The organism is Nonomuraea sp. B208 (assembly GCF_057536035.1).
In genome coordinates, this window is the sequence record NZ_BAAJOU010000022.1 from 141,890 (window position 1) to 158,943 (window position 17,054).

The 17,054-nt window shown below is 74.0% G+C and carries 14 protein-coding genes; 4 read left to right on the forward strand and 10 right to left on the reverse strand.

Translation table 11 applies throughout. The features are described from left to right. Window position 1 precedes the first annotated feature (1 nt). Both AC27IY_RS23505 and AC27IY_RS23510 read right to left on the reverse strand, forming a co-directional pair. Window positions 2-2,572 carry an AfsR/SARP family transcriptional regulator gene (locus AC27IY_RS23505; RefSeq protein WP_487179171.1) on the reverse strand — a complete coding sequence of 857 codons (2,571 nt, stop codon included), beginning with the start codon at window positions 2,570-2,572 and terminating at the stop codon, window positions 2-4. 45 nt (window positions 2,573-2,617) lie between these two features. Then, window positions 2,618-3,343 (reverse strand): Mut7-C RNAse domain-containing protein, encoded by a 726-nt coding sequence (locus tag AC27IY_RS23510; protein WP_487179172.1) that lies wholly within the window; start codon window positions 3,341-3,343, stop codon window positions 2,618-2,620. 35 nt (window positions 3,344-3,378) lie between these two features. Between AC27IY_RS23510 and AC27IY_RS23515 the strand changes: the two genes are divergently transcribed. Next, window positions 3,379-4,284 carry a TAXI family TRAP transporter solute-binding subunit gene (locus AC27IY_RS23515; protein ID WP_487179173.1) on the forward strand — a complete coding sequence of 302 codons (906 nt, stop codon included), beginning with the start codon at window positions 3,379-3,381 and terminating at the stop codon, window positions 4,282-4,284. On the opposite strand, the gene AC27IY_RS23520 is transcribed toward AC27IY_RS23515, so the two are convergent. Continuing rightward, window positions 4,275-5,150, reverse strand: coding sequence for a helix-turn-helix domain-containing protein (locus tag AC27IY_RS23520; RefSeq protein WP_487179174.1), 876 nt, complete (start codon window positions 5,148-5,150; stop codon window positions 4,275-4,277). The two genes, AC27IY_RS23515 and AC27IY_RS23520, sit on opposite strands and share 10 nt — an antisense overlap. A gap of 104 nt (window positions 5,151-5,254) precedes the next feature. Here AC27IY_RS23520 and AC27IY_RS23525 point away from each other — a divergent pair, with 104 nt between their 5' ends. Then, window positions 5,255-6,778, forward strand: coding sequence for an MFS transporter (locus tag AC27IY_RS23525; RefSeq protein ID WP_487179175.1), 1,524 nt, complete (start codon window positions 5,255-5,257; stop codon window positions 6,776-6,778). On the opposite strand, the gene AC27IY_RS23530 is transcribed toward AC27IY_RS23525, so the two are convergent. The 7 genes from AC27IY_RS23530 to AC27IY_RS23560 all read right to left on the reverse strand — a co-directional run bounded on the left by AC27IY_RS23530 (window position 6,742) and on the right by AC27IY_RS23560 (window position 14,310). Next, on the reverse strand, window positions 6,742-8,058 hold the full coding sequence (locus AC27IY_RS23530) for a sensor histidine kinase (protein ID WP_423445188.1): 1,317 nt from the start codon (window positions 8,056-8,058) through the stop codon (window positions 6,742-6,744). The two genes, AC27IY_RS23525 and AC27IY_RS23530, sit on opposite strands and share 37 nt — an antisense overlap. Beyond that, on the reverse strand, window positions 8,055-8,720 hold the full coding sequence (locus AC27IY_RS23535; protein ID WP_344204838.1) for a response regulator transcription factor: 666 nt from the start codon (window positions 8,718-8,720) through the stop codon (window positions 8,055-8,057). Before AC27IY_RS23535 ends, AC27IY_RS23530 begins: the two co-directional genes overlap by 4 nt. A 24-nt stretch (window positions 8,721-8,744) precedes the next feature. Then, window positions 8,745-10,055 carry an MFS transporter gene (locus tag AC27IY_RS23540; RefSeq protein ID WP_423473285.1) on the reverse strand — a complete coding sequence of 437 codons (1,311 nt, stop codon included), beginning with the start codon at window positions 10,053-10,055 and terminating at the stop codon, window positions 8,745-8,747. Between the two features lie 126 nt (window positions 10,056-10,181). Continuing rightward, entirely contained in the window at window positions 10,182-12,332 is a 2,151-nt protein-coding gene (locus AC27IY_RS23545; RefSeq protein ID WP_487179176.1) for a protein kinase domain-containing protein, read from the reverse strand. A gap of 40 nt (window positions 12,333-12,372) precedes the next feature. After that, complete coding sequence (locus AC27IY_RS23550) at window positions 12,373-13,347, reverse strand: GNAT family N-acetyltransferase (RefSeq protein WP_487179177.1); 975 nt, start codon at window positions 13,345-13,347, stop codon at window positions 12,373-12,375. After that, window positions 13,344-14,033, reverse strand: coding sequence for a 2-phosphosulfolactate phosphatase (locus AC27IY_RS23555; RefSeq protein ID WP_487179178.1), 690 nt, complete (start codon window positions 14,031-14,033; stop codon window positions 13,344-13,346). Before AC27IY_RS23555 ends, AC27IY_RS23550 begins: the two co-directional genes overlap by 4 nt. A gap of 31 nt (window positions 14,034-14,064) precedes the next feature. Beyond that, the gene (locus tag AC27IY_RS23560) at window positions 14,065-14,310 is read right to left on the reverse strand and encodes a DUF2630 family protein (RefSeq protein WP_329582781.1); all 246 of its coding nucleotides are present in this window, start codon (window positions 14,308-14,310) and stop codon (window positions 14,065-14,067) included. Window positions 14,311-14,347: 37 nt separating this feature from the next. Here AC27IY_RS23560 and ddaH point away from each other — a divergent pair, with 37 nt between their 5' ends. Together ddaH and leuA are read left to right on the forward strand one after the other, a co-directional pair. After that, entirely contained in the window at window positions 14,348-15,094 is a 747-nt protein-coding gene (ddaH, locus tag AC27IY_RS23565; protein ID WP_449943230.1) for a dimethylargininase, read from the forward strand. A 196-nt stretch (window positions 15,095-15,290) separates the two neighbouring features. Further along, a complete protein-coding gene (gene leuA / locus AC27IY_RS23570) occupies window positions 15,291-16,997 on the forward strand; it encodes a 2-isopropylmalate synthase (protein WP_423445182.1) in 1,707 nt (568 codons plus the stop codon). Window positions 16,998-17,054 lie beyond the last annotated feature (57 nt).

The following is a 17,054-nucleotide window of genomic DNA, read 5'->3' on the forward strand; positions in this document are numbered from 1 at the left end:
CTTACGCGGAGGAGCCCAGGAGGGCGAGCAGGCTGCGGGCGTTCGCGGCGCCCCGGCGCTCGCCCGTCCTGTCGAAGATCTCCAGCGCCGCCCTCGCGAGTTCGCCGGCCCGCCCGGCCGCGCCCTCCGCCCGGCCCACCCGGGCGAGGGCCAGCAGGGCGTGGGCGTCGAGCAGCCGGTCGCCGAGGCGTACCGCGAGGCTTCTCGCCTGCTCGGCGGCGGCGCGGGCGTCCGGCTTGCGCCCCTGCGCCAGGCGGGCAGCCGCGAGCTCCAGCAGCGTGTCGGCCTGCCGGTGCCGGTCGCCCAGCGCGGCCAGCCGGTCCACGGCGGCGGTCAGCCGGTCGGCGGCCTCGTCCAGGCGTCCCGCTCGGCGCAGCACCATGCCGAGGGCCTGCTCGGCGTCGGCGGCGTCGCGCTGGTTCTCCGCCCGTGAAAGGCAGGCCAGCAGCGTGCGCTCGGCCTCCTCCAGCCGGCCCAGCTCCAGGTGCACCCGGCCGAGCCTGCGGGTGGCGCGGGCGCTCTCCCTGGGCTGTCCGGCCAGCTTGGCCAGCGCCGCGAGCAGCCGTTCCTCGGCCCGCGCCCAGTCCCGCTCGGCCAGGTGCAGATCGCCCAGGTCCAGCAGGACGAGCCCCTCGCCGTCGCCGGAGCGTCGCGCCGACACCAGCGCGAGCGAGGTGACGGCCCGCCAGTCGTCCAGGAAGCGCTGCCGCTCCAGGTAGGGCGCCAGCAGGTGCGCGAGCCGCCAGCACGGCTCGTCGAGGCCGGCCGCGTGCAGGTCGGCCACCAGGCTCACCAGGAAGCCACGTTCGGCCGCCAGCCACTCCACCGACTCGCGGATGTCGCGGGTCGCCACGGTCGTCGCGGGGTCGCCGGACACCAGCTGGAAGCGGGAGGCGCGGACCCGCTCCAGCACCACCTCCGCGAGCCGCGGCAGCACCTCGGGCGCCGGCTGCTCACGGGCGAACAGCCGGGTCAGGTCGTGCAGCCGGTAGCGGACCTGGCCCGCCACGTCCACGCCGTGCGTCTCCAGCAGCCCCGCGTCCACCAGCGCCTCGGCCTGACCGCCCAGCAGGTCGGTCACCCAGTCGGCGAAGTCGGGGGCCGACAGCGCGCCCAGGCCGCGCAGCGTGCGCCTGGCCGCCTCCGGCAGCCCGTCGAACCCGATCGCGAACACGCTGCGCACCGCCAGGTCGCCGGCGTGCAGCCGGTCCAGCCGCTCGTGCTCGTCCTCCAGCAGGCGGACCAGGTAGCCGACGGTCCACTCGGGGCGGGCCGCGAGGCGCGAGCCCGCGATGCGCAGCGCGATCGGCAGGCCGCCGCAGAAGCGGGCCAGGCCGCGCAGCCCGTCGTCGCCCGCCCGGCCCGAGCTCCTGGCCAGCAGCTCCAGCGCCGCCGCGTCGTCGAGGACGCCCACCGAGAGCCGCCGCGCGCCCGGCAGCCCGCCGAGCGGCGAACGGCTGGTCACCACCGTCGGGCAGGCGCTGAGCAGCGGCCGGACCTGCGCCTCGCCGACGGCGTTGTCCAGCAGCACGAGCAGCCGCCGGTTGGCGGTGTAGGCGCGGAATAATCGCTCGCGCTGCTCCAGCCCGGCCGGGATGGCCTGCGCGGGGCAGCCGAGCCAGCGCAGGAAGTCCTCCAGGACGGCGGCCGGGGTCGTGGTCTCGCGCAGGTCGGCGTACAGGATGCCGTCGCCGAAACGCTCGCGGGCCCGCCAGGCCGCGTGCACCGCCAGCGCCGACTTGCCCGCCCCCGCCTGCCCGTGCACCACGACCAGCCCGCCGACCACCTCGCCCAGCAGGTCCTCGCGGCCCGTGAAGTCGGCCACGTCGGGCGGCAGCAGCACCGGCGGGCCGGCCGAGACGTGCAGCGACACGTCATCGTGCAGCATGCGGTGGTAGAGGAGCTGCAGCTCGGGGTCCGGCTCGATGGCGTGCCCGCCGTCGAGCCGGTCGCGCAGCACCGCGTACGCGGCCAGCGCGTCCACCCGCCGCCCGCTCCGGTAGAGCGCCAGCATGTACTGGCCGCGGAAGCGCTGCCACAGCGGATACCGCTTGGTGAGCTGACGCAGCTCCGCCAGCAGCTCGCGGTGCCGCCCGGCGTCCAGGTCGGCCTGGACCCGCCGCTCCAGGGCCAGCAGCCGCAGCTCCTCCAACTCCTCGCGCAGCCGCCGCGTCTCCACCCACCGCACGCCGTCGGGGTCCAGGTCCTCCAGCGCCTCCCCGCGCCACAGGCCCAGAGCCTCCTCGTACGCGCCCTCGCCCACCAGCAGCCGGAACCGGTCCACGTCGAGCCGGCCGTCGCCGAGGTGCAGCACGTACGCGCCGGAGACGGTCGCGATCGTGTCCTGGCCGATGAGCTTGCGGAGCTGCCCGACGTAGCCGCGGATCAGCGAGTCGGAGCGCTCACCGCCCTCGCGCGGCCACAGCAGCCGCCGCAGCCGCTCGGCGGTGAGCGGCCGGCCGGCGTTGAGCAGGAACATCGCCAGCAGATCCCGGTGCTTGGGCACGGCCGGGGTGCGGTCCGCGCCGTCGGCGTCCCGGACCTCCAGCGGCCCCATGATGCGGAATTCCACCGCCCTTCCTTATCAGGCCGCTGGAGCTCCGGCTACCCGGAGGCGTCAACCCGGTGTCGAGCCGCCGGTCCAGGCGAGGGCCGAGCGCACGATCTCCTCCAGCCGGCCGCTGTGCGCGCCGCGCCAGTAGACCTGGCCGCAGTCGCGGCAGCGGCCGTAGGCGTCGTAGCTGCGCCTGGTGCCCGACTCCAGCTGACGGGAGATCTCCTGCTTGTCGACCGGGTCCAGCTCGCCGTTGCAGGCCGTGCAGCGCGACCACGGGCGCAGGGGCGGCGCAAAACGGTCGAGGAGGTCGTGCAGCTGGTCGGCGGGGTCGGAGCCGCGGACGTACGCGCCGAGCCACAGCGCGCGGCGGCGCAGCAGGCCGCGGTCCTGAGTGAGCAGGACCCGGCGCTCCGCGTTGGCCTGCGCCACGAGCGAGGGGTCGTCCATGTCGTTGTGGTAGGCGGCGTCGACGCCGAGCAGGCGCAGGCGGCGGGCCAGGGTGCCGAGATGCACGTCCAGCAGGAAACGGGGATCGTCGGGCAGGCGTTGGGGCCGGGGCTTGGGCGGGACCTCCGCCACGTCCCCGGGCACGAGCTGGTAGGAGAAGGGCACCGGGCGGCCGGCCACGGTGAGCTGGCCCACCTCGGTCAGCGGGACGCCGGTGGACTCCACGTGATGGCCCAGGGTGGAGGTGCCGTCCGGCGTCACCTCGTGCCACTCCTGGCGGCGGCTCACGGGCAGGAACATCCTCAGCTCTGGGGCGATGCGCAGGCGAGCGGTGGTCACAAGGTCCATTCTGCTCCGGCGGATAACGTGAGTTCATGTCCATTACCCGCCGGTCGCTGCTCGCGTTGCCCCTGGCGGCGGCCGCCTGCTCGGGCGGCGGCCCGCCCGAGGCCGAGCTGCGGCTGGTCACGGGGCAGACCGGCGGCGCGTACGGGCAGCTCGGCGACCGCCTGGCCGGGGAGCTGCGGCGGGACGGGCTCCGCGTACGGGTGCTGTCCACGGCGGCCAGCGTGCAGAACCTGACGATGATGGCCGACGGGCGGGCCGACGTCGGCTTCGCGCTGGCCGACACCGCCGACGACGCGATCCGGGTACGCCACCAGGCGGTCGCGGCGCTCGGCCGCGTCTACATGAACTACGTCCACCTCGTCGTGCCCGCCGGGTCCGGGATCGCCGCCGTCGGCGGCCTCGCCGGGCGCAGGGTCGCGATCGGGGCGGAGGGGTCGGGCACCGCGGTGACCGCCACCCGGGTGCTCGCCGCGGCCGGGCTCGCCCGCCCGGCCGAGCTGGTCCGGCTGGAGCTGGACGCGTCCATCGCGGCGCTGCGGGCCGGGGAGGTGGAGGCGTTCTTCTGGTCGGGCGGGGTGCCGACGCCCGCGCTTGAGGCGGCCGGCGGGATCCGGCTCGTGCCGCTGGACCCCATGGTGACGGTGCTGCGTCGGGAGTTCGGCCCCGTGTACGAGCATGGCACCGTCCCCGCCGGCGCGTACGGCGCGGCCGGGCCGGTGGCCACCGTCGGGACGCCCAGCTACCTGATGTGCCGGGCCTCGCTGGGGGAGGATGTGGCGTACACGGTGGTCGAGACGGTGTTCAGGGCCCGTGACCGGCTCCAGGCGCCGTCCGCGCCCGGCGGGCGGCTCGACCCGCGCTACGCCATCGGCACCGGGGTGGTGCCGCTGCACCCGGGCGCGATCCGGTACTACCGGTCGGTCTACGGCTGAGGTGCCTCCAGGCCGGCGTCCAGCCTGGCCCGGCTCTGGTGGGCCAGGAGGCGCAGGGCGTCGGCGGAGCCCGGGTCGTCCGGGGTGTAGAACTCCAGCCGGTGGTCCGGGCTCTCGGGCTGGAGCCAGACCTGGTAGGTGACGTTCACGGCGCCGACGGTGGGGTGCCGCAGGCGCATGGCCCCCACGGTGCAGTCGGCGACCTCGCCGGCCGCCCACATCGTCGCGAACGCGTCGCTGCGCATCGTGAGCTCGCCGATCAGCTCCGCCAGGCGCGCGTCCGTGGGGAACCGCCCGGCGGTGAGCCGCAGGTAGGCGACGTGGACGCGGGCCAGCTCGTCCCAGTTGCGGTGCAGGTCGCGGGTGAGCGGGTCGAGGAAGAACATCCGCGGGACGGACGGGCGGCCCGCCGGCTCCCACGGCGCGTCGAAGGGAAGGTGCTCGGCGACGAGCGCGTGACCGGCGCGGTTCCAGGCGAGCACGTCGCCCCGGCGGCCGAGCACGATCGCCGGCGTCGCGTCCGCCAGGGAGCGCAGGAGCGCGAGGACCCGCGGGTGCGGCTCCTCCGGCGGCGGTTCCGAGAGGCCGGACCGCGCGGGCTGCCGGGCGAGGTTGTGCAGGTGCACGGTCTCGACCGGGTCGAGCCGCAGCACCCGCGCCAGCGCGCCGAGCACCTGCTCGGAGGCGGTGTCCGCGTGCCCCTGCTCCAGGCGCGTGTAGTAGCCGACGCTCACCCCCGCGAGCTGGGCGAGCTCCTCGCGCCGCAGACCCGGGACCCGGCGGGCGGTCCCGAAGGTGCGCAGACCGATCGCGGCCGGCGTCACCTGGTCACGCCGGCTCTTCAGAAACGCTCCGAAACTCTCCACGCCGTCGATCGTAGGCTGAGCGGCGCCCCGGAGGGTGTCCCTGTCAAGTGCACCCACGCCAGGGGGATGGTTGCCGGGCCCCCTCCTGGCGGACCGTCGATGCCATGTCTCGACAGCACACGCACACCTCGCCGGGGCCGCGGGCCTGGCTCGGCCTTGTGGTGATCCTCGGGCCCGTCCTGCTGGTCTCCATGGACGGGTCCATCCTCTTCCTGGCGATGCCCCGGATCAGCCAGGACCTCACGCCGACCGCCGACCAGGCCCTGTGGATCCTGGACGTCTACGGCTTCGCCGTCGGCTCCCTGCTGATCGCGTTCGGCAACCTCGGCGACCGGTACGGCCGGCTGAAGCTGCTCATGATCGGCGCGACGGCGTTCGGGATCGGCTCGGCGGGAGCGGCGTTCGCGCCCGGCCCCGAGCTGCTGATCGTCGCCCGCGCGCTGATGGGGGTGGCGGGCGCCACGCTCCTGCCGTCGGCCCTCGCGGTGCTGAGCGAGCTGTTCGCCGACCCGCGGCGGCGGGCGCAGGCCATCGGCGTCTTCGCGGCGGCGTTCGCGGCCGGGTTCGCCATCGGCCCGGTCGTCGGCGGCATCCTGCTGGAGCGGTTCTGGTGGGGCTCGGTCTTCCTGATCAACCTGCCCGTCGTCGCCCTGTTCCTGCTCCTCGCGCCCATCCTGCTGCGCGAGGTCCGGGCGACTCGTCCGGGTCGCGTCGACGTGCTCAGCGTCGTGACCTCCGCGGCCGGTCTCCTGCTCGTCATCTACGCGCTCAAGCACGCCGCCGCCGAAGGCCCGTCGGCCGTCGCGGTCGTGCCGGGACTCGCCGGGCTGGCGCTGCTGGTGTGGTTCGCCCGCAGGCAGCGCAATCTCCGGCACCCGCTGGTGGACTTCTCGCTCTTCCGCGACCGGGTCTTCACGGTGGCGATCATCACCGGGCTGCTGCCGCTGGCGGCCTGGTCGGCGACCGCGTACCTGGCGGGCGTCTACCTGCAGTCCGTCCTCGGCCTGCCCGTCCTGCGCGCGGCCCTGCTCGCGCTGCCCGGCGCCGTGGTCCTCACCGTCAGCTGCGTCGTCACGCCTCTCGTGGTCGCCCGCGTCGGGAAGCGCGCCGCCCTCGCGGTCTGCCACTTCTCCATCGCGGCCGGTCTGCTGCTCCTGCTGCCCACGGCCGTCACGGGCGGGACGGGCTGGTACGTCGCCTCCACGGTCGTCGCGGGTGTCGGCTACGGCATCTCCTTCAGCGTCGTCGCCGACACCGCCGTCGGCGCCGTCCCTCCGGCACGAGCGGGTTCGGCGGGCGCGATCGCGGAGACCAGCAACGAGCTGGGCAACGCCCTCGGCATCGCGCTCCTCGGCTCGCTCGCCGCCCTGGTCTTCCGCCTCCAGGGGCCGGACCTGGCGCCCACCCTCGGCGAGACCCTCCGGCTTCCCGGCCTCGCGGCGGCGGCGGCCGAGGAGGCGAAGACGGCGTTCGTGACCGGCCTGCACGTGGCCGCCGCCGTGGCCGGCGTCCTGCACCTGGCGCTCGGCGTCTTCGCTGTCCGCCGGCTCTCCAGCTCGGCGCGGACCGGCCCCGGAATCCGACACGGAGCTCACGAGGGGAGACGGAGCTCCACGGTCAGTCCGTGAGGAACGGTGGGCAGGAGGTGAAGGGCGCCGCCGCAGGCGCGGGCCAGCTCGGCGGCGATGGCCAGGCCGAGCCCGCTCCCCGGCACGTTCGCGTGCGAGCCCGCCCGCCAGAAGCGCCCCAGCGCCTCGGCCCGCTCCTCCTCGCCCAGCCCCGGCCCGTCGTCGGCCACCCGCAGCACCCCGCCGGCCAGGGTGACGGTCACGGTCCCGCCCTCGGGGACGAACTTCTGTGCGTTGTCCAGCGCGATGTCGGCGATCCTGGCCGCCGCCTCCGGCACCTCGCCGTGCTCGGGGGCCACCAGGGCGAGCCCCTTGGCCGCGTACACCTCGCGCCAGACCGCGAGGCGCGGCCCCAGCGGGACCGGCCGGGACTCCAGGCCCGCTCCCGCCTCCACCCTGGCGAGGGTCAGCAGGTCCTCCACCAGCAGCGCCAGCCGGTCCAGCTCGGCCATCGCCTCGGCGTACTCGGCCGAGCCCTCGGCCTTCAGATGCGGCTCCAGGTTCTCCAGCCGCAGCCCCAGCACGGTGAGCGGGGTGCGCAGCTCGTGCGAGGCGTCGGCGACGAAGGCCCGCTGCCGCTCCATCGCCCCCGCCACGGCGTCGGCCATCGCGTTGAAGCGCTCCTCCAGCCGCCGCAGCTCCGACGGCCCGGCCCCCGGATGCGCCCGCGCGTCCAGCCGGCCCCGGGCGATGGCCCGCGTGGTGCGGTCCAGCTCGGTGACCGGGCGCAGGATCCAGCGGGCCAGCCGCCTGGCCACCAGCGCGCCGAGCCCGAGCGCGGCCAGCGCGCCGAGCGCCAGCGCGCCCCACACCAGCGACACGTCCAGCCGGGCGCGGCCCGCCGGGGCCTGGAGCAGCACCACGCCCGAGAGCTGCGCGTCCCGCCCGGCGGGCTCGGCCAGCAGCGCGTACGCCGGCCCGAACGGCGTCGTCATCGGCAGGTCCTCGGTGGTGCGGCCGGACAGCGCCAGGCGGGTGGCCTCGCGGTCGTCGGCGGCGAAGGAGCCGGCGGTGAAGCGGACCGAGCCGTCCCGGTCGCGGACGCGGACCGCCGCGCCGTACAGGTCGGCGTAGCGGCGCACCTCCTGCACCAGGCCCGCGTAGTCGCCCTCGCGCGCCGCCTGGTCGGCCAGCTCGGCGAAGCGGGTGGCGTCGGCGCGGCGGTCGAGGAGCAGCCGGTTCGTCCGATGGGAGGCGTACGCCCAGCCGAGCGGCACCGCCAGCGCCGCGATGAGGATCGCGATCAGCGTGGTGAACGTGACCACCAGCCGCGCGTTCATCCGGCCGAGCCCAGCCGGTAGCCCGTGCCCCGCAGGGTCTCCACCAGCCCCGGCCGGCCCGTCTTGGCGCGCAGCCCCGCCACGTGCACGTCCAGCGACCGCGACGCCGACAGCAGCGGGTCGCCCCACACCTCGTCGAGGATCTCCTCCCGGCTGCGCACCACGCCGGGCTCCCTGGCCAGCAGCGCCAGCACGTCGAATTCCCGCCGGGTCAGCGTCACCGCCTCCCCGGCCACCGTCACCTGCCGGGTCTCCAGGTCGATGCGCACGTCGCCGACCTGCACCACGTCGTCGCGGCGCGGCAGCGGGCGGGTGCCGCGCCGCACGACCGCCTCCATGCGGGCCATCAGCTCCGCCGTACGGAACGGCTTGACCAGGTAGTCGTCGGCCCCCGAGCGCAGGCCGCGCAGCACCTCGCGCTCCTCGGTGCGGGCGGTCACCACGATCAGCGGCACGGCCGACACCCGGCGCAGGCGGCGCAGCACGTCGAGGCCGTCCATGTCGGGCAGCCCCAGGTCCAGCAGGACGAAGTCGACGCCCCCCGCCAGGCGGAGGGCGTCGACGGCCAGACCCGCCCGCGTCACCCGGTGGCCGTGCCGGGCGAGCGCCGTCGTCAGCGCGGCGGCCAGCCGGTCATCGTCCTCGACCAGCAGAACTCGCATGCCGCCAGGGTAGACGCGCGCGGGCTACACGCGTTCCGGGACGGCCCCCGCCGTCTGCTCGGCCCGCGACAGGGCCGCGTCCCGGGTCTCGCGCATGAACAGGTAGACGACGAGCGAGACGGCGGCGCAACCGGCGACGTACCAGAAGAAACCGGACTCCATCTGCGCGTTCTTGAACCACAGCGCCACGTACTCGGCGGTGCCGCCGAACAGCGCGTTCGCGATCGCGTACGGCAGCGCCACCCCGAGCGCCCGCACCCCGGTCGGGAACAGCTCGGCCTTCACCACCGCGTTGATCGAGGTGTAGCCGGTGACGATCACCAGCCCGGTCAGCGACAGCGCCAGCGCCCCGCCGAACCCGCTCGCCCCGCCGAGCGCCGTCATCAGCGGCACCGTCCCCAGCATCGACCCGATCCCGAACGTGATCAGCAGCGGCCGCCGCCCGATCCGGTCCGACAGCGCCCCCGCCAGCGGCTGCAGGCACATGAAGACGAACAGCGCGCAGAAGCTCACCAGCGTGGCCGTCTCCTTCGCCAGGCCCGCCGTGTTCGACAGGTATTTGGTGAGGTACGTCGTGTAGGTGTAGTACGCCACCGTGCCGCCCATCGTCAGGGCGATCACCAGCAGCGCCTCCCTCTTGTGGGCGAGCAGCCCCCGGATCGTCCCCCGGTCCGAGCTCTCCTCGGCGTGCCGCTCCTCGTCGTACGCCTCGGTCTCCAGCAGGCTCCGCCGCAGGTAGAACACGACCGCGGCGGCGAGGGCGCCGACCACGAACGGGATGCGCCAGCCGTAGGAGCTGAGCGCCTCCTTCGACATCGTGTTCTGCAGGATGATCTGCAGGCCGAGACCGACGAGCTGGCCGGCGGTCATGGAGACGTACTGGAAGCTGGAGGCCAGGCCGCGGCGGCCGCGCGGGGTCGCCTCCGTCAGGTACGTGGCGCTGGCCGCGTACTCGCCGCCCACCGACAGGCCCTGGAGCAGCCGGGCGACGACCAGCACCAGCGCGCCGAAGTAGCCGACCGACTCGTACGTGGGCGCGATCGCGATCAGCAGGGCGCTGGCCGACATCAGCGTGACGGTCAGCGTGAGCGCCGCCTTGCGGCCCCGGCGGTCGGCGTAACGGCCGAGCAGCCAGCCGCCGAGCGGGCGCATGAAGAAGCCGACGGCGAAGATCGCCGCGGTGTTGAGCAGCTTGGCCGTGTCGTCGCCCTCCGGGAAGAAGGACGCGGCGAAGTAGACGGCGAAGCTGCTGTAGACGAACCAGTCGTACCACTCGACCAGGTTGCCGACCGAGCCGCCGACCACCGCCTTCCACGGCACACGGGGTTTGCTCACTTGGGGACCTCCAGGGGGCTGGGGGAGTACCTGCAGGTCAGAGCCTCACCCCAGGAAGGAGCCCGGACAAGGTGGAGGGGCCGAGATCTAACGTCCGCTTAACATCGGCGCCTTCCGGTGGAAACGTCAGCGCAACGGCGGGTTCGCCAGCTTCGCCCGCTCCAGGGCCATCTCCGCCCACCACGTGCCCGCCTCCGGCGCGACGACGCCCCGTTCGGGGTCCTTGTCGCCCTTCGTGCCGCGCCGGCAGTGGCCGCCGGAGGTGCCGGGACGGGCGATCCACAGGTAGGCGTCGGCCAGCTCCTCGCCGGTCTCGGTCGTCGGACGCTCGCCGACACCCCTGCCCGGCGGGTTGCACCAGGTCTGCGGGTCCGCGTAGTGCTTTTTCGGCGCCCAGGAACCCTGCCCGTTGCGCGCGGTGTCGACGACGAAGTGCGGCAGCGTGGCCGGGTCCACCGGCGCGTCGGGCGGGCAGTCGGAACGGCCCGCGCGGCGCAGGGCGACGCAGGCCGAGAGCTGCTTGCCGTACCCGACGGCCTTCGCGGTGCGCTGGAAGGCGGCGGCGTTGACGAAGAAGCCGTCGGTCTCGCCGACGCCCGCCTTGAGCAGGCGCTCGGCCATGACCTCGGTGCCGGGGTAGAGGTCCTGGGCGCCGTCGAGGTAGACGGCGGTGCGCGGGTTCGCCTTGAGCGCCCCGGCCGCCGCGCGCAGGGCCGCGTAGCGCTGGTCGGGGGAGCCCTGCGGGTCGCAGTTCTTCGTGCCGGGCAGCTTGACCAGACTGCCCGGCTCCAGGACGACCACGGCCGGGGACGCGCCGATCTGGCCGGCGATCCCCTTGATCCAGCTCTGGTACGCCGCCAGCTCCGCCGGGGTGGCGGGCCGGCACTGGTCGCTGCCGGGCAGGTAGTTGACCAGGAACACCGGGACCCCGCCCGCGGCGTTGTCCACGGCTTGGGCCACCTTGTCGCGTACCTCCGGGTTGCCGAGGCGGATGGCGTGCGGGACCTTCGCCAGCTTCTCCATCAGGGCGGCGTCCTGGGGGCGGTCCTTCTTCCAGAGGGCCGCCTGGTCGGCCGCGTTGGGCTCTTCCGGGGAGTAGAAGGCGACGGGACGGGTGGCGCGCAGCGGGTTCCCGTTCTCTGGCGTGGTGGCCGTCGTCGTGGGATCGCCCCGGCCGCTCACCCGGGAGGCCGCGCCGGGCGAGGCGTTCTCGGCGGGCGAGCCGCCGCCGGGCCCGGCCACCCCGTTCAGCACCAGCCCCACCGTCACCCCGGCCACGGCCACGGTCACCGCCGCCGCTCCCGCGACGACCCTGCCCCGCCTCCGGCCACCGGACGGCGCGGTCGCGCCCTCGTCTCCCGCCACGCCCTCACCCTCCGCCGTGCCACCAGGCAGGCCGGTCGAATCCCCACCCTCCGCCCCGCCCTGAGAGGCCGGCGGGGGAGGGGCGGGAAAGGCGTCCGCAGGGAGGGCCGAGGGGTTGGCGGCGCTGAGACGGTCCAGGAGGTCCTGGGCCGTGGGCCGCCGCGCCGGGTCCTTGGTGACCGCGGCCTCGACCAGCTCCCGCAGCACCCCCGACAGCCCGTGCAGCTCCGGAGCCTCGTTCACGATGCGCAGCAGGATCGTCGGCACCGAGCCCGTACCGAACGGCGACGCCCCCGACGCCGCGAACGCCACCGTGCACCCCCACGAGAAGATGTCCGACGCGGGCCCCACCCGCGACCCCGACACCTGCTCGGGCGACATGTACGCGGGCGTCCCCACGATCGCGCTGCTCACCTCCGCCTCGGTGAAGCGCGCGATCCCGAAGTCGATGACCTTGGGCCCCACCTGGGAGAGCAGCACGTTGGACGGTTTGAGGTCCCGGTGCACCACGCCCGCCCCGTGGATGGCCCGCAGCGCCACCGCCATGGCCGCCGCGAGCCCGTCCAGCGCCGACCCCGTCAGGGGCCCCGACGCGCGTACGGCGTCACCGAGGCTCGGGCCTTCGACGTACTCGGTGACCAGGTAGGCGGGGTCGCCGTCCACGTCGGCGTCGAGGACCGGGGCGGTGCAGAAGCGGGCGACCCGCCGCGCCGCGGCGACCTCCCTGGCGAAGCGGCGGCGGAACCCGGGGTCCGCGCTCATCCGCGCGTTGATCAGCTTGACCGCCACCCGAGCGCCGTCCGGCGCCCGCCCGAGGTAGACGGTCCCCATGCCGCCCTCGCCCAGCCGGCCCAGCAGGGTGTAGGGCCCGGCCTGGCGTGGATCCCCGTCGCGCAGCGCGTCCAAGGTCATAAGGCGTCAGGGTAACCCGCCCGCAGGAGCCTGGGGAGGGTCACAGCTCAAGCCGCCAGGTGTGCCACTCGTCGAGCAGCCGGAATCCCATGGCCTCGTTGATGGCCAGCATGTGGACGTTCGTGCCGGCGTTCCAGGTGATGACGCGGTCGAGGTGCGGCTCGCTCTCGCGCAGCCACAGCAGGTTGGCGAGCTTGACGAGCAGGCCGAGGCGGCGGCCCCGGTGCGGGCGCAGCACCACCGTGTCCACCTGGCTCGCCCAGCCGTCGGATCGGTCGGCCTTCAGGACGATGCGGGTGAAGGCGGCGGGCGCGCCGTCGCCGTCGCGGCGGGCGATCGTCGTGTAGCAGGTCTGGCCCGCCTCGGCGATGCTCCGCTCGCGCTCGCCGACCCGCTCGGCGTCGTAGCGGCTCGCCTCGACGCCGGCGTCGCGCGGCGCGTCGTTCATGCCGTCGAACAGCGTGGCGAGGTCGTCCAGCAGCTCCGGCCCCGCCGGGCCCACCCACTGCTGGAGCGTGTAGCCCTCGACCGCCGGCGTCAGCGCCCGCAGCGCCGCCGGGTCGGCCGCGCGCAGGTCGAGCGTGCGGCGCGCCTCGGTGACCGAGGGCGTCATGCCGTGCGCCCGCGCGAACCGCGCGCCCGCGCCCGTGGCCGGCGTCTCGGTGAGCAGCAGCCGGCGGCCGTGCGCGCGGGCCCGGCCCACGGCGTGCTCGAACAGCGCGGCGCCCAGTCCGCGCCCGCGCCGCTCGGGCCGCACCACCAGCGGGAACACCGACGCGGTGTGCGTGTTGTCGAGGCGCGGCAGCCCCAGGCTGTAGCCGCCGGCGACGTTGCCGCGCTCGACCGCCACCCACATCTCCACGCCCTGGCCCGGCCGGTCGGCGCCGAAGTTCAGGCGGAAGCGGGGCAGGGTGGGGAGGGGGCCGGGGTCGTCGGCGCTGGCCGCCACGTAGGCGTCGTACAGGCCCGCGACCATGCCTTCGTCCCGGCCGAGATCGACTCGCTGGACAGTCATCCGGTCAGCATAGGCACGGCGTGCGGACGGAGGACCATGATCGAGTCTTCCAGGGTCGCCACCATGGCGAAGGGGAACCGGTCGAGCTCAAGGCAGAGGGCGACGTCGTCAGGATGGGCTCCTTCACGCACCCCCTCCGCCAGCTCGGCGGCGGCACGTGACCCGGCGGCGCGGCGGAGGAATGCGGCCGCATCCGTCCCGGCCCCGGTGGCCCTGCGAGCGATGTACTGGGCGCACGCCAGATCCTCGTCGGCCTGCCCGTCCTCGCCGGTGACCACGAACGTGACGCTGTCGCACCCGCGTGCCCGCAGGAGCCGGGCCGTCGCCTCCGCCACCACGAAGCCGGCGCACAGCACCAGCGACGCCTCCTTGACGGCGAGGGCGCCGACCGTCCCCGCCGTGGTCTTCTGCACGACGGTCCGTCCGCCGAGGTCAAGGGAGCGCAGCAGGGCCGGCGAGTTGACGGCGTCGAACCCGGGCGCGGGCGGGCCGTCCTTGAGCGCCACCCAGTCCGGGTGGCGGGCCTTGAGCGCGAGGGCGTCGTCCAGCGACTCGGCGAGGACGATCTTCTCCGCCCCCTGGGCGAAGGCCCAGGCGGCCACGGTGTAAGCGCGCATGACGTCCACCACGACCGCCACGGACGGGGTTTCGACCAACTCAGTGATGCCGAGGAAACGGGGGTTCACTCCATGATGATCGCGCACTCCGGAGCGCGGGTCACTGCCGGTAGTTCTCCACCTGGCCGGCCGGGCGGACCGCGGCCTCGTCCGGGTCCTCGCCCGCGCCGCGCCGGGCCCGGCGCTGCCTCAGCAGGTCCCAGCACTGGTCGAGCGCCGTCTCCAGCTCCTTGACGCGGTTGTGCTCGTCGTCCGTCGTCACCTCGCCGTTCGAGAGCTTCTCGCGCAACTGGTGCTCCTCGTCGACCAGGGCGCTGATCCTCGTCAGAATCTCGTCATCACTCATGCCAAGACTCTAATCCGAACGTGATAGAACACGCCCTATGTCTGGTATCGCGCTGGTAAGGAAGCCCGGCCCCCGTATCGCCGAGGGCATCGTGACCCACCTCCAGCGCGAGCCGGTGGATCCCGGTCGGGCCCTTGACCAGCACCAGGCGTACGTCGCCGCGCTGGAGGCGGCCGGATGGCGGGCCGTGTACGCCGAGCCCGCCGACGACCTGCCCGACGCGCCGTTCGTGGAGGACGCGGTCGTGGTGTCGGGCCGCGTGGCGGTGCTGACCCGGCCCGGCGCGGCCGAGCGGCGGCCCGAGGTGGAGTCCGTGGCGCGGACCGTACGCGACCTCGGGCTGAAGACCGTGATGATCGCCCGGCCGGGCACACTCGACGGCGGCGACGTGCTGCAGTCCGGCCCCACCGTGTACGTCGGCCGCTCCGCCCGCACCAACGAGGAGGGCATCCGCCAGCTCGCGGCCCTGCTGCCGGAGCGCCGCGTCGTGCCCGTGGACGTACGCGGCGTCCTGCACCTCAAGTCCGCCGTGACCGCGCTGCCCGACGGCACCCTCATCGGCGACCCCCGCCACGTGGACCTGCCCGGCCTGCTGGTGCCGCCGGAGGAGCCGGGCGCCCACGTCGTCCCGCTGGGCGGCGAGGGCGTGCTGATCGCCGCCTCCGCCCCGCGTACCGCCGAGCTGCTGGAGCGGCGCGGGCTCGCCGTCACGGCCGTGGACATCTCGGAGTTCGAGAAGCTCGAAGGCTGCGTGACCTGCCTCAGCGTGCTCATCGAGGAGTGAGCCGCGACACACCGTTTCTCGCGATCTGAGATAACGCACAGCGCATACCGAGACGTCTGATAGCGTGCAGGACATGCTGCGCGGGCTCCTTCTTAGCTGCCGCGGCGGGGGCCTTTAAGGCCGGCTCCCTCGCCGCGGAGCCAGTCATGCGCGTCGGCCGCTTCCTTTCCGAACCGCCCGACGAGGAGCAACGACCATGACCGCTCAGCAGCCCAGCCGGATGCCGATCCATCGCTACCAGCCCTTTCAGCCCGTCAAGCTGACCGATCGCACCTGGCCCGACAAGGTCATCACCAAGGCGCCCCGCTGGTGCGCGGTGGACCTGCGCGACGGCAACCAGGCGCTGATCGACCCGATGGACTCCCACCGCAAGCTCCAGATGTTCGAGCTGCTGGTACGCCTGGGCTTCAAGGAGATCGAGGTCGGCTTCCCCGCCGCCTCGCAGACCGACTTCGACTTCGTCCGGCAGATCATCGAAGAGGACCGCATCCCCGGCGACGTCGTCATCCAGGTCCTGACGCAGGCGCGGCCCGAGCTCATCGAGCGCACCTTCGAGTCGCTGCAGGGCGCCAAGCAGGCCATCGTCCACCTCTACAACTCCACCTCCACCCTGCAGCGCCGGGTCGTCTTCGGCCAGGACAAGGAGGGCATCACCGCGATCGCCGTCGAGGGCGCCAAGCTGGTGAAGAAGCTCGCCGACGCGAGCGACGTGGACGTCTTCTTCGAGTACTCCCCGGAGTCGTTCACCGGCACCGAGCTGGAGTACGCCGTCGAGGTCTGCGATGCCGTCAACGAGGTGTGGCAGCCCACCCCCGACCGCAAGGTCATCATCAACCTGCCCGCCACGGTCGAGATGGCCACCCCCAACGTCTACGCCGACCAGATCGAGTGGATGAGCCGCAACCTGCGCCACCGCGACTCGATCGTGCTGTCGCTGCACCCGCACAACGACCGCGGCACCGCCGTCGCCGCCGCCGAGCTCGGCTACATGGCCGGCGCCGACCGCATCGAGGGATGCCTGTTCGGCAACGGCGAGCGCACCGGCAACGTCTGCCTGGTCACGCTCGGCATGAACCTGTTCTCCCAGGGCGTCGACCCCGAGATCGACTTCAGTGACATCGACGAGATCCGCCGCGTCACCGAATACTGCAACCAGCTTCCCGTGCACCCGCGCCACCCGTGGGGCGGCGAGCTGGTCTACACCGCCTTCTCCGGCTCCCACCAGGACGCCATCAAGAAGGGCTTCGAGCACCTGGAGCGCGACGCCGCGGCCGCCGGGACGCCGGTGGACGAGTTCACGTGGGCGGTCCCCTACCTGCCGATCGACCCGAAGGACATCGGGCGCACGTACGAAGCCGTGATCCGGGTCAACAGCCAGTCCGGCAAGGGCGGCGTGGCGTACATCATGAAGTCCGACCACCAGCTCGACCTGCCGCGCCGGCTGCAGATCGAGTTCTCCAAGGTCGTGCAGGCCCGCACCGACAGCGAGGGCGGCGAGGTCAGCCCCGCGGAGATGTACGAGATCTTCCGCGACGAATACCTCCCCAACCCGGCCAACCGCTGGGGCCGGCTGAGCCTGCTGGCGCACCGCAGCGAGTCCACGGTCGACGACAAGGACCGCATCAGCGCCGACATCCGCCTCGACGGCGAGATCCGCGAGGTCAGCGGCACCGGCAACGGCCCCATCTCGGCCTTCATCGACGCGCTCGGCGGCGTCGGCATCGACGTACGGGTGCTCGACTACTCCGAGCACGCCATGAGCTCGGGCAGCGACGCCAAGGCCGCCTCCTACCTGGAGTGCGACGTGAACGGCGAGATGCTGTGGGGCGTCGGCATCGACGCCAACACCACCACCGCCTCGCTGAAGGCCATCATCTCGGCGGTCAACCGCGCCTCCCGCTGAGACCGCGGGGACGAGACTCCGAGAAGGTCCTTGAGGACCTTCTCGGATGGTCGTCGG

Bases quoted from the DNA above. Each gene is read 5' to 3' on its own strand.
- AC27IY_RS23530 (WP_423445188.1), bottom strand. From the start codon at position 8,058: ATGAACGCGCGGCTGGTGGTCACGTTCACCACGCTGATCGCGATCCTC.
- AC27IY_RS23545 (WP_487179176.1), bottom strand. From the start codon at position 12,332: ATGACCTTGGACGCGCTGCGCGACGGGGATCCACGCCAGGCCGGGCCC.
- ddaH (WP_449943230.1), top strand. From the start codon at position 14,348: ATGTCTGGTATCGCGCTGGTAAGGAAGCCCGGCCCCCGTATCGCCGAG.
- AC27IY_RS23535 (WP_344204838.1), bottom strand. From the start codon at position 8,720: ATGCGAGTTCTGCTGGTCGAGGACGATGACCGGCTGGCCGCCGCGCTG.
- AC27IY_RS23515 (WP_487179173.1), top strand. From the start codon at position 3,379: ATGTCCATTACCCGCCGGTCGCTGCTCGCGTTGCCCCTGGCGGCGGCC.
- leuA (WP_423445182.1), top strand. From the start codon at position 15,291: ATGACCGCTCAGCAGCCCAGCCGGATGCCGATCCATCGCTACCAGCCC.
- AC27IY_RS23525 (WP_487179175.1), top strand. From the start codon at position 5,255: ATGTCTCGACAGCACACGCACACCTCGCCGGGGCCGCGGGCCTGGCTC.
- AC27IY_RS23560 (WP_329582781.1), bottom strand. From the start codon at position 14,310: ATGAGTGATGACGAGATTCTGACGAGGATCAGCGCCCTGGTCGACGAG.
- AC27IY_RS23550 (WP_487179177.1), bottom strand. From the start codon at position 13,347: ATGACTGTCCAGCGAGTCGATCTCGGCCGGGACGAAGGCATGGTCGCG.